Raw genomic sequence first — 17,371 nt, 5'->3', positions numbered from 1 at the left:
ACCACGAATGCGGTTAGGTTAGCCTTACCTAAGTCGAGGTCGTCGCACGGTGTGTGTCGCCACATGCCGTGTACGGCCCCGGCCGAAGTCGTCTGTGCCCGCGCCACCGCGCCGGGCGGGAAAGCGGGTTGTCGATGGGAGCGTCGATGAAGGCATCGGTGGGCACGTCGACGGGCGCGGTCGGGGGAACCCCGCCGGGCGCCGCGACGGGTACGGCGACGGGGGCGGCAGCGGGGGCGGCGCCGGGCGCGCCCTCCGGTGGGCCGGCGGAAACGGGGGCGGCGCAGGCTGTACCCGCGGGGCCGCCGCGCCCGCCGCGCCCGGCGCCGGCCGAGATCGTGGACAGCCCGCGGATCGTCGCGCTGGCCGCCTCCGTCGCGGGCGGACGCGACGCCGCCGTACGGGAATTCTGGGCCGAGGCAGAGGCGCAGGGGACCCCGCTCGTCGAGCCGATCCCCTGGGACCCCGAGCACCGGGCCGTCACCTTCCTGTGGCGCGGCACGGAGGGGACCCGCCGGGTCCTCCTCCTGGCCGACCGCCTCGTGGACCGCTCGCACCTCGCGGGCAGCCTGATGCGCCGGATCCACGGGACCGACGTCTGGCACCTCACCTACCGGCTGCCCTCCGATCACCGCGGGTCGTACGTCATCGCGCCCGACACGGGTACGGGGAGCGGCCGTCGGCGCACGGCGGCCTCGCCCGTACCGGCGCCACCCGCCGCGCCGACGCCTGTACCGGAGTCCCCGGCCGCGCCCGCGCCGGTACCGGGGCCCCCGGCCACGCCCGTAGCGGTGTCGCCGTCCATGCCCGTACCGGTGTCCCCGTCCGCGCCGGATTCCGGGCCGGCGGACGACTTCCAGGCCCGGCTGCTCCCGCTGCTCGCCGCCGCCCGGCCGGACCCGCTCAACCCGCGTGTCCTGCCCTCCCGTTGGCGCGGTGAGGGCGGGTCGGTGTTCGAGCTGCCCGACGCGTCGCCGCAGCCGTGGCGGCCGTGGGCGCCGGTCGCCGGGCCGGGCGGCGGCGGCCGGGGCGTGGTGGAACGGCACCGGGTGACCAGCGCCGCCCTCGCCACCCACCGCGACGTCTGGACGTACCTGCCGCCGGGGCCGCTCCCGGACGGCGGCGCCGACACGCTGGTGCTCCTGGACGGTGACATGTGGTTCGGGCGGCTCGGCGTCCAGGACCTCTTCGACCGGCTGATCGCGGACGGCGCGCTGCCGCCGCTGGTCGTGCTCGCCCCGGACGCCGTGGACAACGCCACCCGCGCCCGCGAGTTCGGCGGCGGGCCGGCGTACACGAACTTCCTCGCCGCCGAACTGCTGCCCTGGGCGGCGGCGCGGCTGCCGGTGACCTTCGACCCGTCGCGCACCGTCGTCGCGGGTGAGGGCCTGGGCGGACTCACCGCGCTGTACGCCGGGTTCGCGGCGCCGCGCCGGTTCGGCAAGGTGCTGGCCCAGTCGCCGTCGCCGTGGCGGCGGCCGGCGGCCGGGGCCACTGTCACGGAACGGCCGTCCTGGCCGGCGGAACGGTTCGCCGAAGGCGGCCGCCGTGAGCTGCGGACGCACCTGCGGGTCAGCCGGTACGCGGGCGACACGCGTGAACGGTCCAGGGAACTGCGCGACACGCTGCGTGCCCTCGGCCATCTGGTCACGTACAGGGAGTACAACGGCGGTCATGACCACGCCTGCTGGGCGGGCGGCCTGGCGGAGGGGCTGGCGGACCTCCTGGGCCGGCCGGACGCCGCACCGGGGGCCGACGCCGGAACACCGGGGGCGGGACCGGCATGAGGTCCTTCACGCCGCGCCTCGCGTACTACGTCCTCAAGTCCCGCGCGTACCGTGCCGTCCTGCGCACACCCCGCTTCCGTACGGCCAAGTCGGCAGCGCCGACGGCCGCGGAACGCCACCCGGACCACCCGCGACGCGCGACGCCGGGCCTCGCGGAGCGGCCGGTACCGGACCGTTCGAAGTGGCCGATACCGGGCCCTTCGGAGCGGTCGACACCGGGCCCTTCGGAGTGGCCGACGGCAGACCGTTCGGAGCGGCCGCTCAGCGGCCTCCCGTACCGCCTCGCCCCGGACCACCCCCAACGGCCCGCCCCGGACCGCCCGCCGCGGTCCGTCCCTGACCGTCCTCACCGGCGTACCAAGGCCCTCGCCGGGTGACGGACGCGGCGTCCCGCCCCACCAGTGCCGGGGCGGGGCGCCCCTGATTCGGACGGGTGGCGGGCGGCGGTCACGGGCCGCCCACCGCCCGCCCCTGCCTGCCCGCCCCTCCTGTGACTCCCGCCACGCGGACCTCTGCCGCCCCACCCGACTCCTTAAGATCGGCCGGTGCCCGCCGACATATCGCTGACGACGACCCTGCTGCTGTGCCTGGCCGCCCTCGCGGCGGGCTGGATCGACGCCGTCGTGGGCGGTGGCGGTCTGCTGCTCCTGCCGGCGCTGCTCGTCGGCCTCCCGCACACGCCCGCCGCGTACGTCCTGGGGACCAACAAGTCCACGGCCGTCGTCGGCACCGCCGCCGCGGCCTGCACCTACGTACGCAAGGCCCCCGTCGACCTGCGCACCGCGCTGCGCATCGGCCTGGTCGCACTCGGCGGCTCGCTGGGCGGGGCGTTCTTCGCGGCGGGCATCGACAGCGAGGTGCTGCGCCCGCTCATCATGACCGTCCTGGTGGGGGTGCTGGCGTTCGTCCTCCTGCGCCCGGCGTTCGGCACCGCCCCGCCGCCCTCGGGGCCCGTCACCCGGCGGCGGGTCCTGGCCGCGATCCTGGTGGCGGGCCTGGGCATCGGGTTCTACGACGGCCTGATCGGCCCCGGTACCGGGGCCTTCCTCGTCGTCGTACTGGCCGCGATCCTGCACATGGACCTGGTGACGTCCTCGGCCACCGCCAAGATCGTCAACGTGTGCACCAACGTCGGGGCCCTGGCCATGTTCGCCTACCAGGGCACGGTCCTGTGGCAACTGGGCGCGCTGCTGGCGGTGTTCAACTTCGCCGGCGGCACGGCCGGCGCGCGCATGGCCCTCAAGCGGGGTGCCGGGTTCGTGCGCGGGGTGCTGGTCGTGGTCGTCGTGTCGCTGCTGTGCAAGCTGGCCTTCGACCAGTGGCTGGCCTGACGGACGGCCGGTTCGACGGACGACCGGCGCGACGGGCACCGGCCTGACAGACGGGCGGTCCGACGGACGGCCGGTCCGACGAGCGACCGGCCCTACGGCCGACCCCCCGGCGGCCGCCCCGTCAGTTCATGGACTTCGTCGCGGTGACGGCGGTCAGCAGTACGGCGGAGTCCTGGAGGGCCTTGAGGCCGTGCCGCTCGTGGGGGATCGGCATGACCTGCCCGGCGATCAGGTCCCGGTCGTCGCTCGTCCCGGTCAGCCGCACCCGGCCGTGCAGCACCTGAAGGCTGGCGGCCGGGGGTGTGACGTGCTCGTCCAGGGCGGCGCCCTCGATGAGCGCGATCACGGTCTGCCGGAGCGGGCCGTCCTGGAGGAAGAGGTGGGCGCTGCGCCCGTGAGCGGAGGCCCTGGCGTCGTCGAGCTGGCGGCGGGCGAGCGAGCTGAGGTCGTCCATGACGCGGCCTTTCGATCGGGGGGTCCACGGCGCCGGGGCCGGCACCGGTGCCGTACTGGTACCCGTATCGGCTCCGGTAACCGCACCACCGCCGGGCGCGGTCCATCCTGACGGGTGGCCGGTCGGCTGCCGAATGGCCGGTGGACGCCGCATGGCGCGTGGCCGGCAGCCGGATGATCACCGAGGTCCGTACGATGCGGGGGACCTGATCACGGACCCAGTGCCCGAAGGGGGAATCCGCATGCGAGGCGAACCGGCGGAACACGGCAGGGAGCAGGAGCCCGCCACGGGAACGGACGGCGGCCCGGCCGGTTTCCTGACCGTCATGACCACGACCGACAGCGCCGAGAAGGCGGAGACCCTGGCGCGCGGCGCGGTCGAGGCCCGGGTGGCGGCGTGCGCGCAGATCAGCGCACCCGTCACGTCCGTGTACCGGTGGGGGCAGGCGATCGAGACGGCACAGGAGTGGCAGGTGCTGTTCAAGACGGCGGCCGCGCGGTACGAGGCGCTTCAGTCGTATCTCCTCGGGGCGCACGACTACGACACACCGGAGATCATCGCCACGCCCGTCACCCGGGGCGGGGCCGGCTATCTGGCGTGGGTCGCGGAGGAGACGAGCTGACGTGGGGCGGTGGTCCGAGAAGCGGAGCGGGGCCGGGGCCCGGCAGGAGGCCGGCGGTGGGCCGGACGGCACGGCGGGTGACGGCCGGAGGGGCGCGCCCGGTCCCCGGCACAGCCCCCGGCGTCGGGCCGGGCGGCCGGTCCGGCGCCGGGCGGGCGCCGCCGGGGCCGGGCTCGCGCTGTGCCTCCTGGTGGCGCCCGCGAGCGGTGCGACCGCCGGTGTCACCGCCGCCGCCGTCGACGACGGCGCGGGCGGCTGGACGAGCGAGGCCGCGGCCCGGTACTGGACGGCCGGCCGGATGGCGGCGGCCGTTCCGGCGGGCACGGGCAGCGGCAAGAGCGCCGGTGCACCGGCCGCGCGTGCCACGGCGGCCGCCGGGCGGACCGCCCGGCATTTCGACGGTGTGCCCTCCGTCGGTGTGCTCTTCTCCGTCGACAAGGACGCGCGGGCGCACCACTGCACCGCCAGTGTCGTCCGCAGCCCGCACCGCAACCTGATCCTCACGGCCGGGCACTGCGACCCGGGGGCCCGTGCGGCCTTCGTTCCGCAGTATCGTTCCGGCGCCGCCACCCAGCCGTACGGAGTCTGGGCGGTCGCCCGCGGCTTCACCGACCCGCGACGCACCGGCACCGGCCCCGGATCGGACCTGGACTTCGCGTTCGCGACGGTCGAGCCGGACGCTGATGGCCGCGCCCTGGAGTCGGTGACCGGCGGCAACATCCTCTCGCGCACCCCCGGTTACACCACGGACGTCACCGTCATCGGCTACCCGACCGTCCGCAACGACCCCGCCGACCGGGCCATACGGTGCGACGTGCGGACCACCCGGCTCACCGGGCAGCGGCAGCTCCGGATGGAGTGCGGCGGGTTCCACGGCGGCACCTCGGGCAGCCCGTGGCTGAGCCGCTTCGACGAGCGGACGAAGACCGGGTTCGTGGTCGGCAACATCGGCGGCCTGAACGGCGGCGGACCGTCCGGCCCGGACAGCCACCGGACGTCGTACAGCCCGTTCTACGGCTCTGAGGTCTTCCGGCTCTACGCCCGCGCCGTCACGGGCTGACGGGGCCACGGCGGCGGCCCGCCGGGCCGGGCTACGGCTGCCGCAGGGCCGTAGCCACCCCGTCCTCCTCCGGCCCGAGGAAGCGCGGATCGGGCCGTACGGCGGCCTCGGCGGCCGCCTTCGCCGCCGCGAACACCTCGCGGGTCCCGCCGTAGTACCAGGTGACGTCGTGCTCGGCGTCGACCCCCACCCCGTACGCGTCGAGACCGGCCGCACCGCACAGCGCCAGCGCGCGCCGGATGTGGAAGCCCTGGCTGACCAGGACGGCCCGGTCCACGCCGAAGACCCGGCGGGCGCGGGTGCAGGAGTCCCAGGTGTCGAAGCCCGCGTGGTCGCTGACGATCCGTCGCGCGGGGACGCCGTGCGCGACCAGGTACCGGCGCATGGCGTCCGGCTCGTCGTAATCCTCACGGCTGTTGTCGCCGGTGACCAGGAGCGCGCGGACCGTGCCCCGCTCGTACAGGCGGGCGGCGGCGTCCAGCCGGTGCGCCAGGTACGGGGACGGCTCGCCGTCCCACAGCCCCGCGCCGAAGACGACGGCGACCGGCGCGGCGGGCACGTCCTCGACCGTGCGGACCCGGGACCCCGCGGCGACGTTCATCCACGTCGTCGGCAGCAGCGCCAGCACGCACGCCAGCACGGTGACCTGGAAGGCCCGCCGCTGTCCGCGCCGCGTCCGGGGCAGCCGCAGACGGTGCCATATCCGCCGTATCCACTGCGTCTGCTGTGTCACCGGATGTCCCCCGTTGTTCGTGTTGCCGTCGCAAGCACCGACGCGTCGCGCCCTGGCATGGTTGCGGAGGCGAGCCAAGCCCGGCCGCCGCCACCGGCCGCTCCCGGCCCGCACGGGGCCGGCCGTCGCCACCGGCCACCCGCCCCGGCCCGTAGGCGCCGCCACTCGCCGCCCCGACCGAAGGAGCCCGCCGATGCCCACCGAGCCCGAGCGCCTCCCGTTCTTCGTCTACGGAACGCTGCGCCCCGGCCGGGCCAACCACGCGCGCTGCCTGCGCGGACGGACCGCGTCCGAGGAGCCGGCGCTGGTCAGAGGGGTGCTGCTGTACGAGGGGCCCGGGTACCCGTACGCCGTGACGGGACCCGCCGAGGCGGTCGTGCACGGCGACCTCGTCCGGTTGCGCACGGAGATCCATGACACGGTGCGAGCCGCCCTCGACCGGCTGGAGGGGTATGTGCCCGACGCTCCCGGCAACCTCTACGAGCGGGTGATAGGGCAGGCCGAGTGCGCGGACGGCCGGACCGTACGGGCATGGATCTACGTGGCCGCCGAACCGCTCGCCGGTCGCCTGCGCACGTCCGGCGCGCCGATACCCGGCGGCGACTGGCCGCGCGGACATACCTGCTGAAAACCCCGCCACTCCGGTGGGGAGCGGCGGGGCTCAAAGCCGGGTGGCGCGAGCGTGCCGCATCACGTGGCGGAGAACGCGTCACCCTTGACGCCCGCGACGAATTCCGCGAACGAGCGGGTGGGGACGGAGGGAACGGGGCCGTTCGGGTCCTTGCTGTCGCGGACGGGAACTGTGCCGGTGGTCGCCTGCGCCGGGGCCCACTCGACGCAGGAGCCGCCGTTGCCGCTGTAGGAAGACTTGGACCAGACGAGGGTTTGGGTGTCGGTGGTCACGAGGTGCCCTTCCTGCTTCCATCCGCGTGCCTCCCGCGCGCTGCGCAGGCGCGCGCCGTACGCCGCCTTCGGCCCGGCCTCCGGGTTCAGCTCCTCGATGGTGACCAACATGCCCTCCGTTTCCGGAACGTCGAATACGGGGCGACCGTAGGACCATTCCGACCCTCTCCGGCAGTGGCGCGAACACGGAGAGGAACGGACGGTCGCAGGTGACCAGCCCGAACCCCGGCTCCAGCCGGAAAGATTTCATCCGTCTCATGCGCTCCAGCGGGCACGACGACGTGCTCTTCCTGCGTACCGGCGGCGGCAGTGACGCCGCCCTCGACCACCCCGACGCGAAGGCACAGCCATGGCCCTCCCCACCCCGACGCGCACAGACCTTCAGATCACCGGCATTCGGAAGCACGTCGCCGAATGTGTCACGCCCGTCGATGACGGGCCGTGCGGCGCCCGTTCCGACGCCTGGGACTCGCCCAGGTCCCTGGACGTGCGGATTCGCGCCCACGCGGACGAGCACGAGCACAAGAAGGGCGCAAGAAGGGCGCAAGAAGTGCGCAAAAAGTACGTGCGGTACACGGAGGAGACCGTCAACGTCTTCTCCGGGCCCGCCCAGGAACAGCGCACGTAAGCAAGAGCGGCGGCGCTGGGCGGGGCACGACGCGATGACGCCACCCCCTTCCCGCGTCCGGCGCGCCGGACAGCGGCCCCGCCCGCCCGGCCGGCGCCGCCGCCCCGTTAATCTGGACGACTTGTTCCGTACCGCACAGGACCCGGCAGCCCCGGCAGTCCCAGCAGCAGACAGGTGTGATCCCAGCGTGCCCCCCACCTCCCCGGCCCCGGCGAACCCGTTCCCCAAGGCGGAACTGCACCTCCACATCGAGGGCACCCTGGAACCCGAGCTGGCCTTCGCCCTCGCCGAGCGCAACGGTGTCACGCTGCCGTACGCCACCGAGGACGAGCTGCGCCGCGCGTACTCCTTCACCGACCTCCAGTCGTTCCTGAACCTCTACTACGCGCTGATGGCGGTGCTGCGCACCGAGGACGACTTCGCCGACCTCACCCACGCCTACCTGGCCCGCGCGCAGGCCCAGGGCGTCCGGCACGCCGAGATCTTCTTCGACCCGCAGGCGCACACCGCGCGCGGCGTGCCCGTCGGCACGGTGATCGAGGGCCTGACGCGGGCCCTGGACACCGCCGAGGAGCGGTACGGCATCACCACCCGCCTGATCATGTGCTTCCTGCGCGACGAGAGCGCCGAGTCCGCGCTCGCCACCTTCGAGGCGGCCCGCCCGTACCTGGACCGGATCACCGCCGTCGGCCTGGACTCGGCGGAGGTCGGGCACCCGCCGTCGAAGTTCAAGGAGGTCTACGCGTTGGCGCGGGAGGCCGGGCTCAAGTGCGTGGCGCACGCGGGCGAGGAGGGCCCGCCGTCGTACGTCTGGGAGGCGCTGGACATCCTCGGCGTGGACCGCGTCGACCACGGCGTGCGCTGCCTGGAGGACGAGCGGCTGGTCGCCCGCCTGGTCGCGGACCAGGTGCCGCTCACCGTCTGCCCGCTGTCCAACGTCCGCCTGCGCGTCATCGGCGAACTGGCCGACCACCCGCTGCCCGCCATGCTGGAAGCGGGCCTGCTGGTCACCGTCAACTCGGACGACCCCGCCTACTTCGGCGGCTACGCCGACGACAACTTCACCGCCGTACGCGACGCCCTCAACCTGGACGAGGAGACCCTGCGCACCCTCGCCAGCAACTCCTTCCGCGCGTCCTTCCTGGACGAGGCGACCCGCGAGGCATACCTCAAGGAGGTCGAGGCGCACGGCCGTACGTGACCGTGCGCCGGGCCGGGGACGCCGATGGTCCCCGGCCGCCGGCCGCGTGACCGACGCCACCGTTGACCTCAAGTCCGGTTGAGTTCCTAGGTTCTTCCTCATCAGGCACGACGCCCGCAACGGGCAGAGGAGGCACCACCATGGAGTACTCGCACAGCGACGCCGAACTGGCCGGTCAGCCCATCGGCTACTGGGCCTGGGCCGCCCACACGGCGGCCGTCGCCCACATCCGCGCCGGCCTGGCCCGCCACGGCCTGAACCAGCCCCAGTGGTGGGTGCTCAACCAGCTCGTGGGCCACCCCGGCGGCCGCGGCCGGACGGAGGTGACCGACATGCTCAAGGACTATCTGGACACCGGCGCCGACGGCATCCGCGCGGCCGCCGACGACCTCCTCGGCCGCGGTCTCGCCGCCGCCGACGGCGACCGGCTGCACATCACCGCCGACGGCGCGGCCCTGCACGCCACCTGCGCCGCCCTCCAGGTGGAGATGCGCGCCCGGATCCACGACGGCATCAGCGACGAGGAGTACGTGCGCACGCTGAAGGTGCTCCAGCGGATGATCCACAACGTCGGCGGGAAGATGCGGCACCACTGAGGGCGCCGATCCGCCCCCTTACCTTCGGGGTAATCGACCGGCCGCCCCGCCCACGGCAGCATCGGACACACCGGCGGGGTCCCCCGCCGGGCCCGGCCGCACCGCGAGGAGAGCGCCATGACCGCCGACCCCACCGCCGACACCCCCGGTACGGCCGCGGACGAGACACCGGCCGCCGAGGGCACCCGGGCCGTCGTGGCACAGTTCCTCGCCGCCCGGATCGCCGGGGACACCGCTCGGCTCACCGCGCTCTTCGCCGACGAGGTCGACTGGCTGCTCGCCGAGAACCCCGTCGTCCCGTGGATCCGCCCGCGCACCACGGCCGCCGAATGTGCCGCCCAGGCCGAGGAGCTGGCGGCACACACGGTGCCCGAGGAGTCGCGCGCCTCCGTCGACGCCTTCCTCGTGGAGGGCACCGACGCCGTGCTGACGGGGCACGTGGCGGGGACCGTACGGGCGACGGGCAAGACCTTCGAGGGGCCGTTCGCCCTGCGCCTCACCGTCGAGAACGGCCGCATCACCCGCCACCACCTCTACGAGAACAGCCTCTCGGTCGCCGAAGCCTGCACGCCGTGAAGGCACCGGCCGTCGCTCCTACGTCTCCTCCACCCGTTCCAGCCGTACCGCGCACACCTTGAATTCCGGCATCCCCGATGTCGGGTCCAGGGCCGGGTTGGTCAGGGTGTTGGCGCGGCCGGGGCCCGGCCAGTGGAAGGGCATGAAAAGGGTGTCGGGGCGGATCGCTTCGCTGTAGCGGGCGGGGGCCACCGCGCGGCCGCGCCGGGAGACCACTGCCACCGGGGTGCCGTCCTCGATGCCGTACTGCCGGGCGAGCCGCGGGTGGATCTCCACGTACGGGCCGGGCGCCGCGGTGTTGAGCTCCGGTATCCGGCGGGTCTGTGCGCCTGACTGGTACTGGGCCAGGACGCGGCCGGTCGTCAGCACCACCGGGTAGCGGCCGTCGGGCTCCTCGGCCGCCGGGCGGTGGGTGACCGGGGTGAAGCGGGCCCGGCCGTCGGGGGTCGCGAAGCGGTCCAGGAAGAGGCGGGGGGTGCCGGGGTGGTCCTCGTCGGCGCAGGGCCAGAAGACGCCGTCCTCGGCGGCGATCCGCCGGTAGGTGATCCCGGCGTAGTCGGCCGGGCCGCCGGCCGAGGCGCGCCGCAGTTCGTCGAAGACCTCTTCCGGGTCGGCGGAGAAGCCTTTCTCCCAGCCGAGGCGGGCGGCGAGGGCGTTGAGGACGTGCAGGTCGGTGCGGACGCCGGGCGGGGGGTCGAGGGCGCGGCGGCGCAGCAGGACCCGGCCCTCCAGGTTCGTCGTCGTCCCGGTCTCCTCGGCCCACTGGGCCACCGGCAGGACCACGTCCGCGAGGGCCGCGGTCTCCGAGAGCACCACATCGGCCACCGCGAGGAAGTCCAGCGCCCGGACACGCTGCTCGACATGGGCGGCGCGGGGTGCGGAGACGACGGGGTTGGAGCCCATCAGGAGCAGGGCGCGTACGTCCCGCCCCAGGGCGTCGAGCAGCTCGTACGCGCTGCGTCCGGGGCCGGGGAGGGACGCGGGCGGCACGCCCCACACCTCCGCGACGTGCGCCCGCGCGGCGGGGTCGGACACCTTGCGGTAGCCCGGCAACTGGTCGGCCTTCTGGCCGTGTTCGCGCCCGCCCTGCCCGTTGCCCTGGCCGGTCAGGCAGCCGTAACCGGAGTGCGGGCGGCCCGCGCGGCCGGTCGCCAGGCACAGGTTGATCCACGCGCTGACGGTGTCCGTCCCCTTGGATTGCTGTTCGGGGCCGCGTGCCGTGAGCACCATGGAGGTGGTGGCCTCGCAGAACAGCCGTACGGCAGTACGGAGTTGCGGGACCGGTACGCCGGTGACGCGCTCCACCAGTTCCGGCCAGTGCGCCATCGCGGCGGCCCGTGCCGCCGGCCAGCCGCTGGTGCGCGCCGCGATGAAGTCCTCGTCCGTACGGCCCTCCGCCACCACCAGGTGCAGCAGGCCGAGCGCGAGGGCCAGGTCGGTGCCGGGGCGCGGCGCCAGGTGCAGGTCCGCCTGTTCGGCCGTACGGGTACGGCGCGGGTCGACGACGATCAGCCGGCCGCCGTTCTCCTTCAGCTCCGTCAGGTAGCGCAGCGCGGGCGGCATGGTCTCGGCCAGGTTGGAGCCGACGAGGATGACGCAGCCGGTACGGGCGATGTCGGCCAGCGGGAAGGGCAGCCCGCGGTCCAGGCCGAAGGCCCGCTGGTGTGCGGCGGCGGCCGAGGACATGCAGAACCGGCCGTTGTAGTCGATCTGCGACGTGCCGAGCACCACCCGCGCGAACTTGCCCAGCGCGTACGCCTTCTCGTTGGTCAGTCCGCCCCCGCCGAAGACGCCCACCGCGTCCTTGCCGTGCACCGCGCCGGTACGGGACAGCCCCGCGGCGACCCGGTCGAGGGCCGTGTCCCAGTCCGCCGGTACGAGCCGGCCGGTCGCCGTGTCGCGCACCAGGGGACCGGTCAGCCGGACGCCGGGCGCGAGCAGTTCGGCGGCGGTGCGGCCCTTGCCGCACAGGGCGCCCCGGTTGACGGGGAAGGCGGGGCGTTCCACGACCTCGGCGGGCGCGCCGGTGGCGCCCGCCGGGCGGCGGCGCAGACCCATGCCGCACTGGAGGGAGCAGTAGGGGCAGTGGGTGTCCACGGGCGCCCGCGGGTCCGGGGGCGAGGCCGTCGGCGTGGCGGTGGCGCGGGGGGTGGCGGCGTTCATGCGGCCAGCGTGCGGCGCCCGTGTTTCCGCCGGTCCGTGGCGGCGTTACGGGCCGGGGAAGCGTGCCTCACGGCGTTCGTACGGGGGAGGTGAGAAGGATCGCCACGCACCCCGTGGCCGCCCCGCCCGGCCGGCGGGCCCGGACCCGCCCCGCCCTCACGCCCGCCCCCGCCCGCCCGACAGCCACCGGAAACCAGCCGTCACACCCGCGCAACGGCCCGGCAACGCCCGGCTGCCAGGCTCCCCGCATGAAGGCGTCGACACCGCCCCCGCCGCCCGCGGCCCCCTCGTGCACCGCGGTTCCCTTCGACAGTACGGCGCAGCTCATGACGGAGATCAGCACCCAGCTCAGCGACCGGCTCGGCCGGGCCGGGCTGCGCGGCCTGCCCCCGCGGCCCGCGGCCGTACCGGACGGCCCCCGCCCCGGCCGCGCACCGGACGGCCCCCGGCCCTTCCCCCGTGCCGCGGCGGCCCGGGAGGCGCCCCCACTCGTCGCCGTGGCGCACGGCAGCCGTGACCCCGCCGCGCTGCGCACCGTCACCGCCCTCCTGGAGCGGATACGGCGACTGCGCCCCGGGCTCGTCGTCCGCCTCGGGCACATCGAACTGAACGCGCCGCTGCTCCCGGACACCCTGGCCCGGCTGAGCGGACCGGCCGTCGCCGTGCCGCTGCTGCTCGCCCGTGGCCACCACACCGGCCACGACATACCGGCCGCGCTGGCCGGCGCGCCCCACCTCGCGGCGCTCCTCGCCCGCCCGCTCGGCCCGCACCCGCTGCTCGCCGAAGCCCTGCACGCCCGCCTCGAAGAGGCCGGGGCCCGGCGCCCGAGCGCCGTCGTGCTGGCCGCCGCCGGGTCCCGGGCTCCCGAATCGGCCGCCGACACGGCCCGTACGGCACGGCTCCTGTCCGAGCGGCTCGGCGGCGTACCCGTCCTGCCCGCGTACGCCTCGGCGCCCCCGGAAGGCGGACCGCCCGGCACCCCGCTCTCCGTCCGCGCCGCGCTGCGCGACCTCGCCGCCCGCGGCCACCACCGGCCCGCCCTCGCCTCCTGCTTCACCGCGCCCGGCCGCTTCGCCGCCCAGTGCGCCGCGGCCGCCCCCGGCCCCGCCGCCGCGCCGCTCGGCGACCACCCCGCGCTGGCCCGGCTGGTCCTGCACCGTTACGACCAGGCCCGCGCCGACGACCAGGCCCGCGCTGCACGCGGCGGGTGCGACCACGACGCGGCCGGGGCGGCTACCGTCGCCGTATGACGGGCACACGAACGACGACCGGCCGCGAAGCGGGCCACAACGGTACGGGGTACGACGCGGCCGACACCGAACGCTGGGTCCCCGAGCCCGACAAACGCCCGGGACGCACCGCCTTCCAACGTGACCGGGCCCGGGTGCTGCACTCGGCCGCGCTGCGCCGCCTCGCGGGCAAGACCCAGGTCGTCACCCCGGGCACCACCGAACACCTGTGGGACGCCAGCCCCCGCACCCGTCTCACCCACTCCCTGGAGTGCGCCCAGGTCGGCCGCGAACTCGGCGCGGCGCTCGGCTGCGACCCCGATCTGGTGGAGACCGCCTGCCTCGCCCACGACCTGGGCCACCCGCCCTTCGGGCACAACGGCGAACAGGCGCTGAACGAGGTCGCCGCGCCGTGCGGCGGCTTCGAGGGCAACGCCCAGTCGCTGCGGCTGCTCGCCCGCCTGGAACCGAAACGGTTCGTCCCCGACACGGACGGCTCGGCCGTCAGCGTCGGCCTCAACCTCACCCGCGCCGCGCTGGACGCCGCGACCAAGTACCCGTGGCCGCGCGGCGGTCACCCCACCGATCCCGGTTCGTCCAAGTTCGGTGTCTACGAGGACGACCTGCCGGTCTTCACCTGGTTCCGGCAGGGCGCGCCGGAAATGGCACGCAGCTTCGAGGCGCAGGTCATGGACTGGGCCGACGACGTGGCGTACTCGGTGCACGACGTGGAGGACGGGCTGCACGCCGGCCACCTGGACCCGAACTGCCTGCTCGCCGAGCCCGAACGTGCCGAAGTGTTCGCGATCGCCGCCGAACGTTACGCGCCCGGCGCGGACCCGGCGGAACTGGGCGAAGCCCTCGACCGCCTGCTCGACCAGGAGTGGTGGCCGCACGGCTACGACGGCACGGCCGTCGCCCAGGCCCGCCTGAAGGACGCCACCAGCCAGCTCATCGGCCGCTTCTGCCTCGCCGCCGAGACCGCCACCCGCGCCGAATGGGGTACCGGCCGGCTCACCCGGCACCGCGCCCGGCTCGTCGTACCGCCCGGAACCCGGCTGGAATGCGCCGTGTTGAAGGCCGTCGCCGAACGCTACGTCATGCGCCGGCCCGACCAGGAGGCGCTCCGCGCCGACCAGCGCGTCGTCATCGCCGAACTGGCCGAGGCGCTGGTCGCCCGCGCGCCGGACGGCCTGGACCCGCAGTTCCGCGCCCTGTACGACCGGGCCGAGGCGGCGGGCGACGACACCGCCCGGATGCGCGCCCTGATCGACCAGATCGCCGCCCTCACCGACGCCTCGGCGCGCTCCCTGCACGCCCGGCTCACCCGGCCGCGGGGCACGCGCTGACCAGCGGCACCCGAGCCGCCGGGCCACCATGGACGGGGCCGGTGCGCCCCCTGGGGAACGGGCCCCCTTCCCGTGGCGCGCCCGGTGCGGGACGCTCGGGCTTGAGCGTTGCGCACGGGGGAAACACATCAGGGGCACGACGGGGTGGACGGCCCGGGAACGCGGTATGTCCCCCAGTGCCTGAACGGCCGGGGGACGCACCCGCGTCACACGGCCGGGCGGGGGACACCCGGCCGGCCGCGCCGGGCGGTACGCGGCAGCAGCACCGCGGGGGGTAGAACGGGGACACGACCGGGGGCGTTCACGGACGCGGACGCACCGCGCCGCAGCGAGGAGGAAGCAAGTGGTCGACGCACACCAGACGTTCGTCATCGTCGGGGGTGGCCTGGCCGGTGCCAAGGCCGCCGAGACCCTTCGTGCGGAAGGTTTCACCGGCCGGGTGATACTGATCTGCGACGAGCGCGACCACCCGTACGAGCGCCCCCCGCTCTCCAAGGGGTACCTGCTCGGCAAGGAGGAGCGCGACAGCGTCTTCGTCCACGAGCCCGCCTGGTACGCCGGCGCGGACATCGAACTGCACCTCGGCCAGCCCGCCGTCCACCTCGACCCGGCGGCCCGCACCGTACGGCTCGGCGACGGCACCCTGATCGCGTACGACAAGCTCCTGCTGGCCACCGGCGCCGAACCGCGCCGGCTGGAGATCCCCGGCACCGGCCTGGCCGGCGTCCACCACCTGCGGCGCCTCGCGCACGCCGAGCGGCTGCGCGGCGTCCTGCAGTCCCTCGGCCGGGACAACGGCCACCTCGTCATCGCCGGCGCCGGCTGGATCGGCCTGGAAGTCGCCGCCGCCGCGCGCTCGTACGGCGCCGAGGTGACCGTCGTGGAGCCCGAGCCCACCCCGCTGCACGGCGTCGTCGGGCCCGAACTGGGCAGTCTCTTCACCGACCTGCACCGCGAGCACGGCGTCCGCTTCCACTTCGGCGCCCGCCTGACCGAGATCGCCGGACAGGACGGCGTGGTGCTGGCCGCGCGCACCGACGACGGCGAGGAGCACCCCGCCCACGACGTGCTCGCCGCGATCGGCGCCGCCCCCCGCACGGCCCTGGCCGAGCAGGCCGGGCTGACCCTGGTCGACCCGGCGCACGGCGGCGGCGTCGCGGTCGACGCCGCGCTGCGCACCTCCGACCCGCACATCTACGCGGCCGGTGACATCGCCGCCTTCCCGTACACCCTGCTGCCCGGCGGCGGGGACGGCGGCGAGCCCGCCGGGCTGCGCGTCGAGCACTGGGCCAACGCCCTCAACGGCGGCCCCGCCGCGGCCCGCGCCATGCTCGGCCAGGACGTCACGTACGACCGGATCCCCTACTTCTTCTCCGACCAGTACGACATCGGGCTGGAGTACTCCGGCTACGCGCCGCCGGGCTCGTACGACCAGGTGGTGTGCCGCGGCGACGTCGGCAAGCGCGAGTTCATCGCCTTCTGGCTGTGCGAGGGCCGGCTGCTGGCGGGCATGAACGTCAACATGTGGGACGTCACCGAGCCGATCCAGCAGCTCATCCGCTCCGGCCGGGAACTCGACCCGAACGCGCTCGCCAACCCGCAGGTGGCCCTGGACTCGCTGCTCTGAGCCCGGGGGCCGCCCGCGGACCGGGCGGCGGGAAACCCGTACTGCAGACCGACGCCCGGGGCGAGCCGCCCCGCCGCCCAGGAGAGCCACACATGAGCGAAGCCACCGTCACGCTCGACGACGTCCGGGACGCCGCCGCCCGCATCAAGGGCGTCGTCCACCGCACCCCGGTGCTGCGGTCCCGCACCCTCGACGCCCTCGTGGGCGCCGAGGTGCACCTCAAGTGCGAGAACTTCCAACGGGTGGGCGCCTTCAAGTTCCGCGGCGCCTACCACGCCGTCTCGCGGCTGGCGCCGGAGCGGCTCGCCCGCGGTGTCGCGGCGTTCTCCTCCGGCAACCACGCCCAGGCGGTCGCCCTGGCCGCCCGGGAGCTGGGCAGCAGCGCGGTCATCCTCATGCCGGAGGACTCGCCGCGCTCCAAGCGGGACGCGACCGAGGGCTACGGCGCCGAGATCGTCACGTACGACCGCTACACCGGCGACCGGGCCGCCCTGGGCGCGCGGCTCGCCGCCGAACGCGGCCTGACCCTGATCCCGCCGTACGACCATCCGCACGTCATCGCCGGACAGGGCACGGCCGCGCTGGAGCTGATCGAGGCGACCGGCCCGCTGGACGCCCTGCTCACGCCGGTCGGCGGGGGCGGGCTGATGGCGGGCTCGGCGGTCGCCGCCACCGCGCTGTCGCCCGGCATCCGCATGATCGGCGTCGAGCCGGAGGCCGGGGACGACCACCGGCGCTCGCTGGCGGCCGGCGAGCGGGTACGCGTACCCGTACCGCGCACCATCGCCGACGGACAGGCCGTGACGGAGCCCGGCGAGCTGACCTTCGCGATCAACCGGCGGCTGCTGGACTCGGTGGTCCTGGTCAGCGACGACGAGATCAGGGCCGCGATGCGGCTGGCCTTCGAACGGCTGAAGATCGTCACCGAGCCGAGCGGGGCGAGCGCGCTGGCCGCCCTGCTGGCCGGGGCCGTCGATCCGCTGCCGCGCCGCGTCGGCGTGGTGATCTCCGGCGGGAACATCGGGCTGGACCGCTTCCTGGAGCTGATGGCCTGATGGCCTGAGGGCCGCCCGGGGACGCGGCCCCGGCCCGCCCGGGGGCGGGGATCCCGG

The 17,371-nt window shown here is 75.2% G+C and carries 17 protein-coding genes; 13 read left to right on the top strand and 4 right to left on the bottom strand.

Features of this window, described 5'->3' with window-relative positions; translation table 11 throughout:
- Positions 1–146: 146 nt before the first annotated feature.
- Both ACH4EB_RS03015 and ACH4EB_RS03010 read left to right on the top strand, forming a co-directional pair.
- The gene (locus ACH4EB_RS03015) at positions 147–1,787 is read left to right on the top strand and encodes an alpha/beta hydrolase-fold protein (protein ID WP_398345493.1); all 1,641 of its coding nucleotides are present in this window, start codon (positions 147–149) and stop codon (positions 1,785–1,787) included.
- A 545-nt stretch (positions 1,788–2,332) separates the two neighbouring features.
- Complete coding sequence (locus ACH4EB_RS03010) at positions 2,333–3,118, top strand: sulfite exporter TauE/SafE family protein (protein WP_398345492.1); 786 nt, start codon at positions 2,333–2,335, stop codon at positions 3,116–3,118.
- Positions 3,119–3,239: 121 nt separating this feature from the next.
- On the opposite strand, the gene ACH4EB_RS03005 is transcribed toward ACH4EB_RS03010, so the two are convergent.
- On the bottom strand, positions 3,240–3,572 hold the full coding sequence (locus ACH4EB_RS03005) for a cupin (RefSeq protein ID WP_398345491.1): 333 nt from the start codon (positions 3,570–3,572) through the stop codon (positions 3,240–3,242).
- Positions 3,573–3,897: 325 nt separating this feature from the next.
- Between ACH4EB_RS03005 and cutA the strand changes: the two genes are divergently transcribed.
- Both cutA and ACH4EB_RS02995 read left to right on the top strand, forming a co-directional pair.
- Positions 3,898–4,194 carry a divalent-cation tolerance protein CutA gene (cutA, locus tag ACH4EB_RS03000; RefSeq protein ID WP_398345739.1) on the top strand — a complete coding sequence of 99 codons (297 nt, stop codon included), beginning with the start codon at positions 3,898–3,900 and terminating at the stop codon, positions 4,192–4,194.
- A 1-nt stretch (position 4,195) separates the two neighbouring features.
- Positions 4,196–5,254: a trypsin-like serine peptidase gene (locus ACH4EB_RS02995; protein WP_398345490.1), complete on the top strand. Its 1,059-nt coding sequence runs from the start codon at positions 4,196–4,198 to the stop codon at positions 5,252–5,254.
- A 31-nt stretch (positions 5,255–5,285) separates the two neighbouring features.
- Here ACH4EB_RS02995 and ACH4EB_RS02990 read toward each other — a convergent pair whose 3' ends face one another.
- On the bottom strand, positions 5,286–5,987 hold the full coding sequence (locus tag ACH4EB_RS02990; RefSeq protein WP_398345489.1) for a vancomycin high temperature exclusion protein: 702 nt from the start codon (positions 5,985–5,987) through the stop codon (positions 5,286–5,288).
- A gap of 193 nt (positions 5,988–6,180) precedes the next feature.
- On the opposite strand from ACH4EB_RS02990, the gene ACH4EB_RS02985 reads away from it, so the two are divergent.
- Positions 6,181–6,615, top strand: a complete 435-nt coding sequence (locus ACH4EB_RS02985) for a gamma-glutamylcyclotransferase family protein (protein WP_398345488.1) — start codon at positions 6,181–6,183, stop codon at positions 6,613–6,615.
- Between the two features lie 62 nt (positions 6,616–6,677).
- On the opposite strand, the gene ACH4EB_RS02980 is transcribed toward ACH4EB_RS02985, so the two are convergent.
- Positions 6,678–7,001, bottom strand: coding sequence for a DUF397 domain-containing protein (locus ACH4EB_RS02980; protein ID WP_398345487.1), 324 nt, complete (start codon positions 6,999–7,001; stop codon positions 6,678–6,680).
- Between the two features lie 238 nt (positions 7,002–7,239).
- Here ACH4EB_RS02980 and ACH4EB_RS02975 point away from each other — a divergent pair, with 238 nt between their 5' ends.
- The 4 genes from ACH4EB_RS02975 (at position 7,240) to ACH4EB_RS02960 (ending at position 9,891) form a co-directional block, all read left to right on the top strand.
- Positions 7,240–7,518 (top strand): hypothetical protein, encoded by a 279-nt coding sequence (locus ACH4EB_RS02975; RefSeq protein ID WP_398345486.1) that lies wholly within the window; start codon positions 7,240–7,242, stop codon positions 7,516–7,518.
- 187 nt (positions 7,519–7,705) lie between these two features.
- Positions 7,706–8,719, top strand: coding sequence for an adenosine deaminase (locus ACH4EB_RS02970; protein WP_398345485.1), 1,014 nt, complete (start codon positions 7,706–7,708; stop codon positions 8,717–8,719).
- A 140-nt stretch (positions 8,720–8,859) separates the two neighbouring features.
- Entirely contained in the window at positions 8,860–9,315 is a 456-nt protein-coding gene (locus ACH4EB_RS02965; protein ID WP_398345484.1) for a MarR family transcriptional regulator, read from the top strand.
- Positions 9,316–9,432: 117 nt separating this feature from the next.
- Positions 9,433–9,891, top strand: coding sequence for a nuclear transport factor 2 family protein (locus tag ACH4EB_RS02960; RefSeq protein WP_398345483.1), 459 nt, complete (start codon positions 9,433–9,435; stop codon positions 9,889–9,891).
- A gap of 18 nt (positions 9,892–9,909) precedes the next feature.
- On the opposite strand, the gene ACH4EB_RS02955 is transcribed toward ACH4EB_RS02960, so the two are convergent.
- On the bottom strand, positions 9,910–12,054 hold the full coding sequence (locus ACH4EB_RS02955; RefSeq protein ID WP_398345482.1) for a molybdopterin oxidoreductase family protein: 2,145 nt from the start codon (positions 12,052–12,054) through the stop codon (positions 9,910–9,912).
- Positions 12,055–12,302: 248 nt separating this feature from the next.
- Between ACH4EB_RS02955 and ACH4EB_RS02950 the strand changes: the two genes are divergently transcribed.
- The 4 genes from ACH4EB_RS02950 (at position 12,303) to ACH4EB_RS02935 (ending at position 17,314) form a co-directional block, all read left to right on the top strand.
- Positions 12,303–13,304 carry a sirohydrochlorin chelatase gene (locus ACH4EB_RS02950; RefSeq protein ID WP_398345480.1) on the top strand — a complete coding sequence of 334 codons (1,002 nt, stop codon included), beginning with the start codon at positions 12,303–12,305 and terminating at the stop codon, positions 13,302–13,304.
- Positions 13,301–14,632, top strand: coding sequence for a deoxyguanosinetriphosphate triphosphohydrolase (locus ACH4EB_RS02945; RefSeq protein ID WP_398345479.1), 1,332 nt, complete (start codon positions 13,301–13,303; stop codon positions 14,630–14,632). The genes ACH4EB_RS02950 and ACH4EB_RS02945 overlap by 4 nt, the downstream gene beginning before the upstream one ends.
- 343 nt (positions 14,633–14,975) lie before the next feature.
- Positions 14,976–16,259, top strand: coding sequence for an NAD(P)/FAD-dependent oxidoreductase (locus tag ACH4EB_RS02940; RefSeq protein ID WP_398345478.1), 1,284 nt, complete (start codon positions 14,976–14,978; stop codon positions 16,257–16,259).
- 92 nt (positions 16,260–16,351) lie between these two features.
- Entirely contained in the window at positions 16,352–17,314 is a 963-nt protein-coding gene (locus ACH4EB_RS02935) for a pyridoxal-phosphate dependent enzyme (RefSeq protein WP_398345476.1), read from the top strand.
- Positions 17,315–17,371 lie beyond the last annotated feature (57 nt).

Source organism: Streptomyces sp. NPDC018045 (assembly GCF_044327445.1).
Classification (GTDB): Bacteria; Actinomycetota; Actinomycetes; order Streptomycetales; family Streptomycetaceae; genus Streptomyces.
The sequence above is the reverse complement of the archived record's forward strand: the minus strand, read 5'-3'. Positions and strand labels throughout refer to the sequence as shown.

Bases quoted from the DNA above. Each gene is read 5' to 3' on its own strand.
- ACH4EB_RS02985 (WP_398345488.1), top strand. From the start codon at position 6,181: ATGCCCACCGAGCCCGAGCGCCTCCCGTTCTTCGTCTACGGAACGCTG.
- ACH4EB_RS03005 (WP_398345491.1), bottom strand. From the start codon at position 3,572: ATGGACGACCTCAGCTCGCTCGCCCGCCGCCAGCTCGACGACGCCAGG.
- ACH4EB_RS02975 (WP_398345486.1), top strand. From the start codon at position 7,240: ATGGCCCTCCCCACCCCGACGCGCACAGACCTTCAGATCACCGGCATT.
- ACH4EB_RS02935 (WP_398345476.1), top strand. From the start codon at position 16,352: ATGAGCGAAGCCACCGTCACGCTCGACGACGTCCGGGACGCCGCCGCC.
- ACH4EB_RS02965 (WP_398345484.1), top strand. From the start codon at position 8,860: ATGGAGTACTCGCACAGCGACGCCGAACTGGCCGGTCAGCCCATCGGC.
- ACH4EB_RS02945 (WP_398345479.1), top strand. From the start codon at position 13,301: ATGACGGGCACACGAACGACGACCGGCCGCGAAGCGGGCCACAACGGT.
- ACH4EB_RS02960 (WP_398345483.1), top strand. From the start codon at position 9,433: ATGACCGCCGACCCCACCGCCGACACCCCCGGTACGGCCGCGGACGAG.
- ACH4EB_RS02955 (WP_398345482.1), bottom strand. From the start codon at position 12,054: ATGAACGCCGCCACCCCCCGCGCCACCGCCACGCCGACGGCCTCGCCC.
- ACH4EB_RS02980 (WP_398345487.1), bottom strand. From the start codon at position 7,001: ATGTTGGTCACCATCGAGGAGCTGAACCCGGAGGCCGGGCCGAAGGCG.
- cutA (WP_398345739.1), top strand. From the start codon at position 3,898: ATGACCACGACCGACAGCGCCGAGAAGGCGGAGACCCTGGCGCGCGGC.
- ACH4EB_RS02950 (WP_398345480.1), top strand. From the start codon at position 12,303: ATGAAGGCGTCGACACCGCCCCCGCCGCCCGCGGCCCCCTCGTGCACC.
- ACH4EB_RS03015 (WP_398345493.1), top strand. From the start codon at position 147: ATGAAGGCATCGGTGGGCACGTCGACGGGCGCGGTCGGGGGAACCCCG.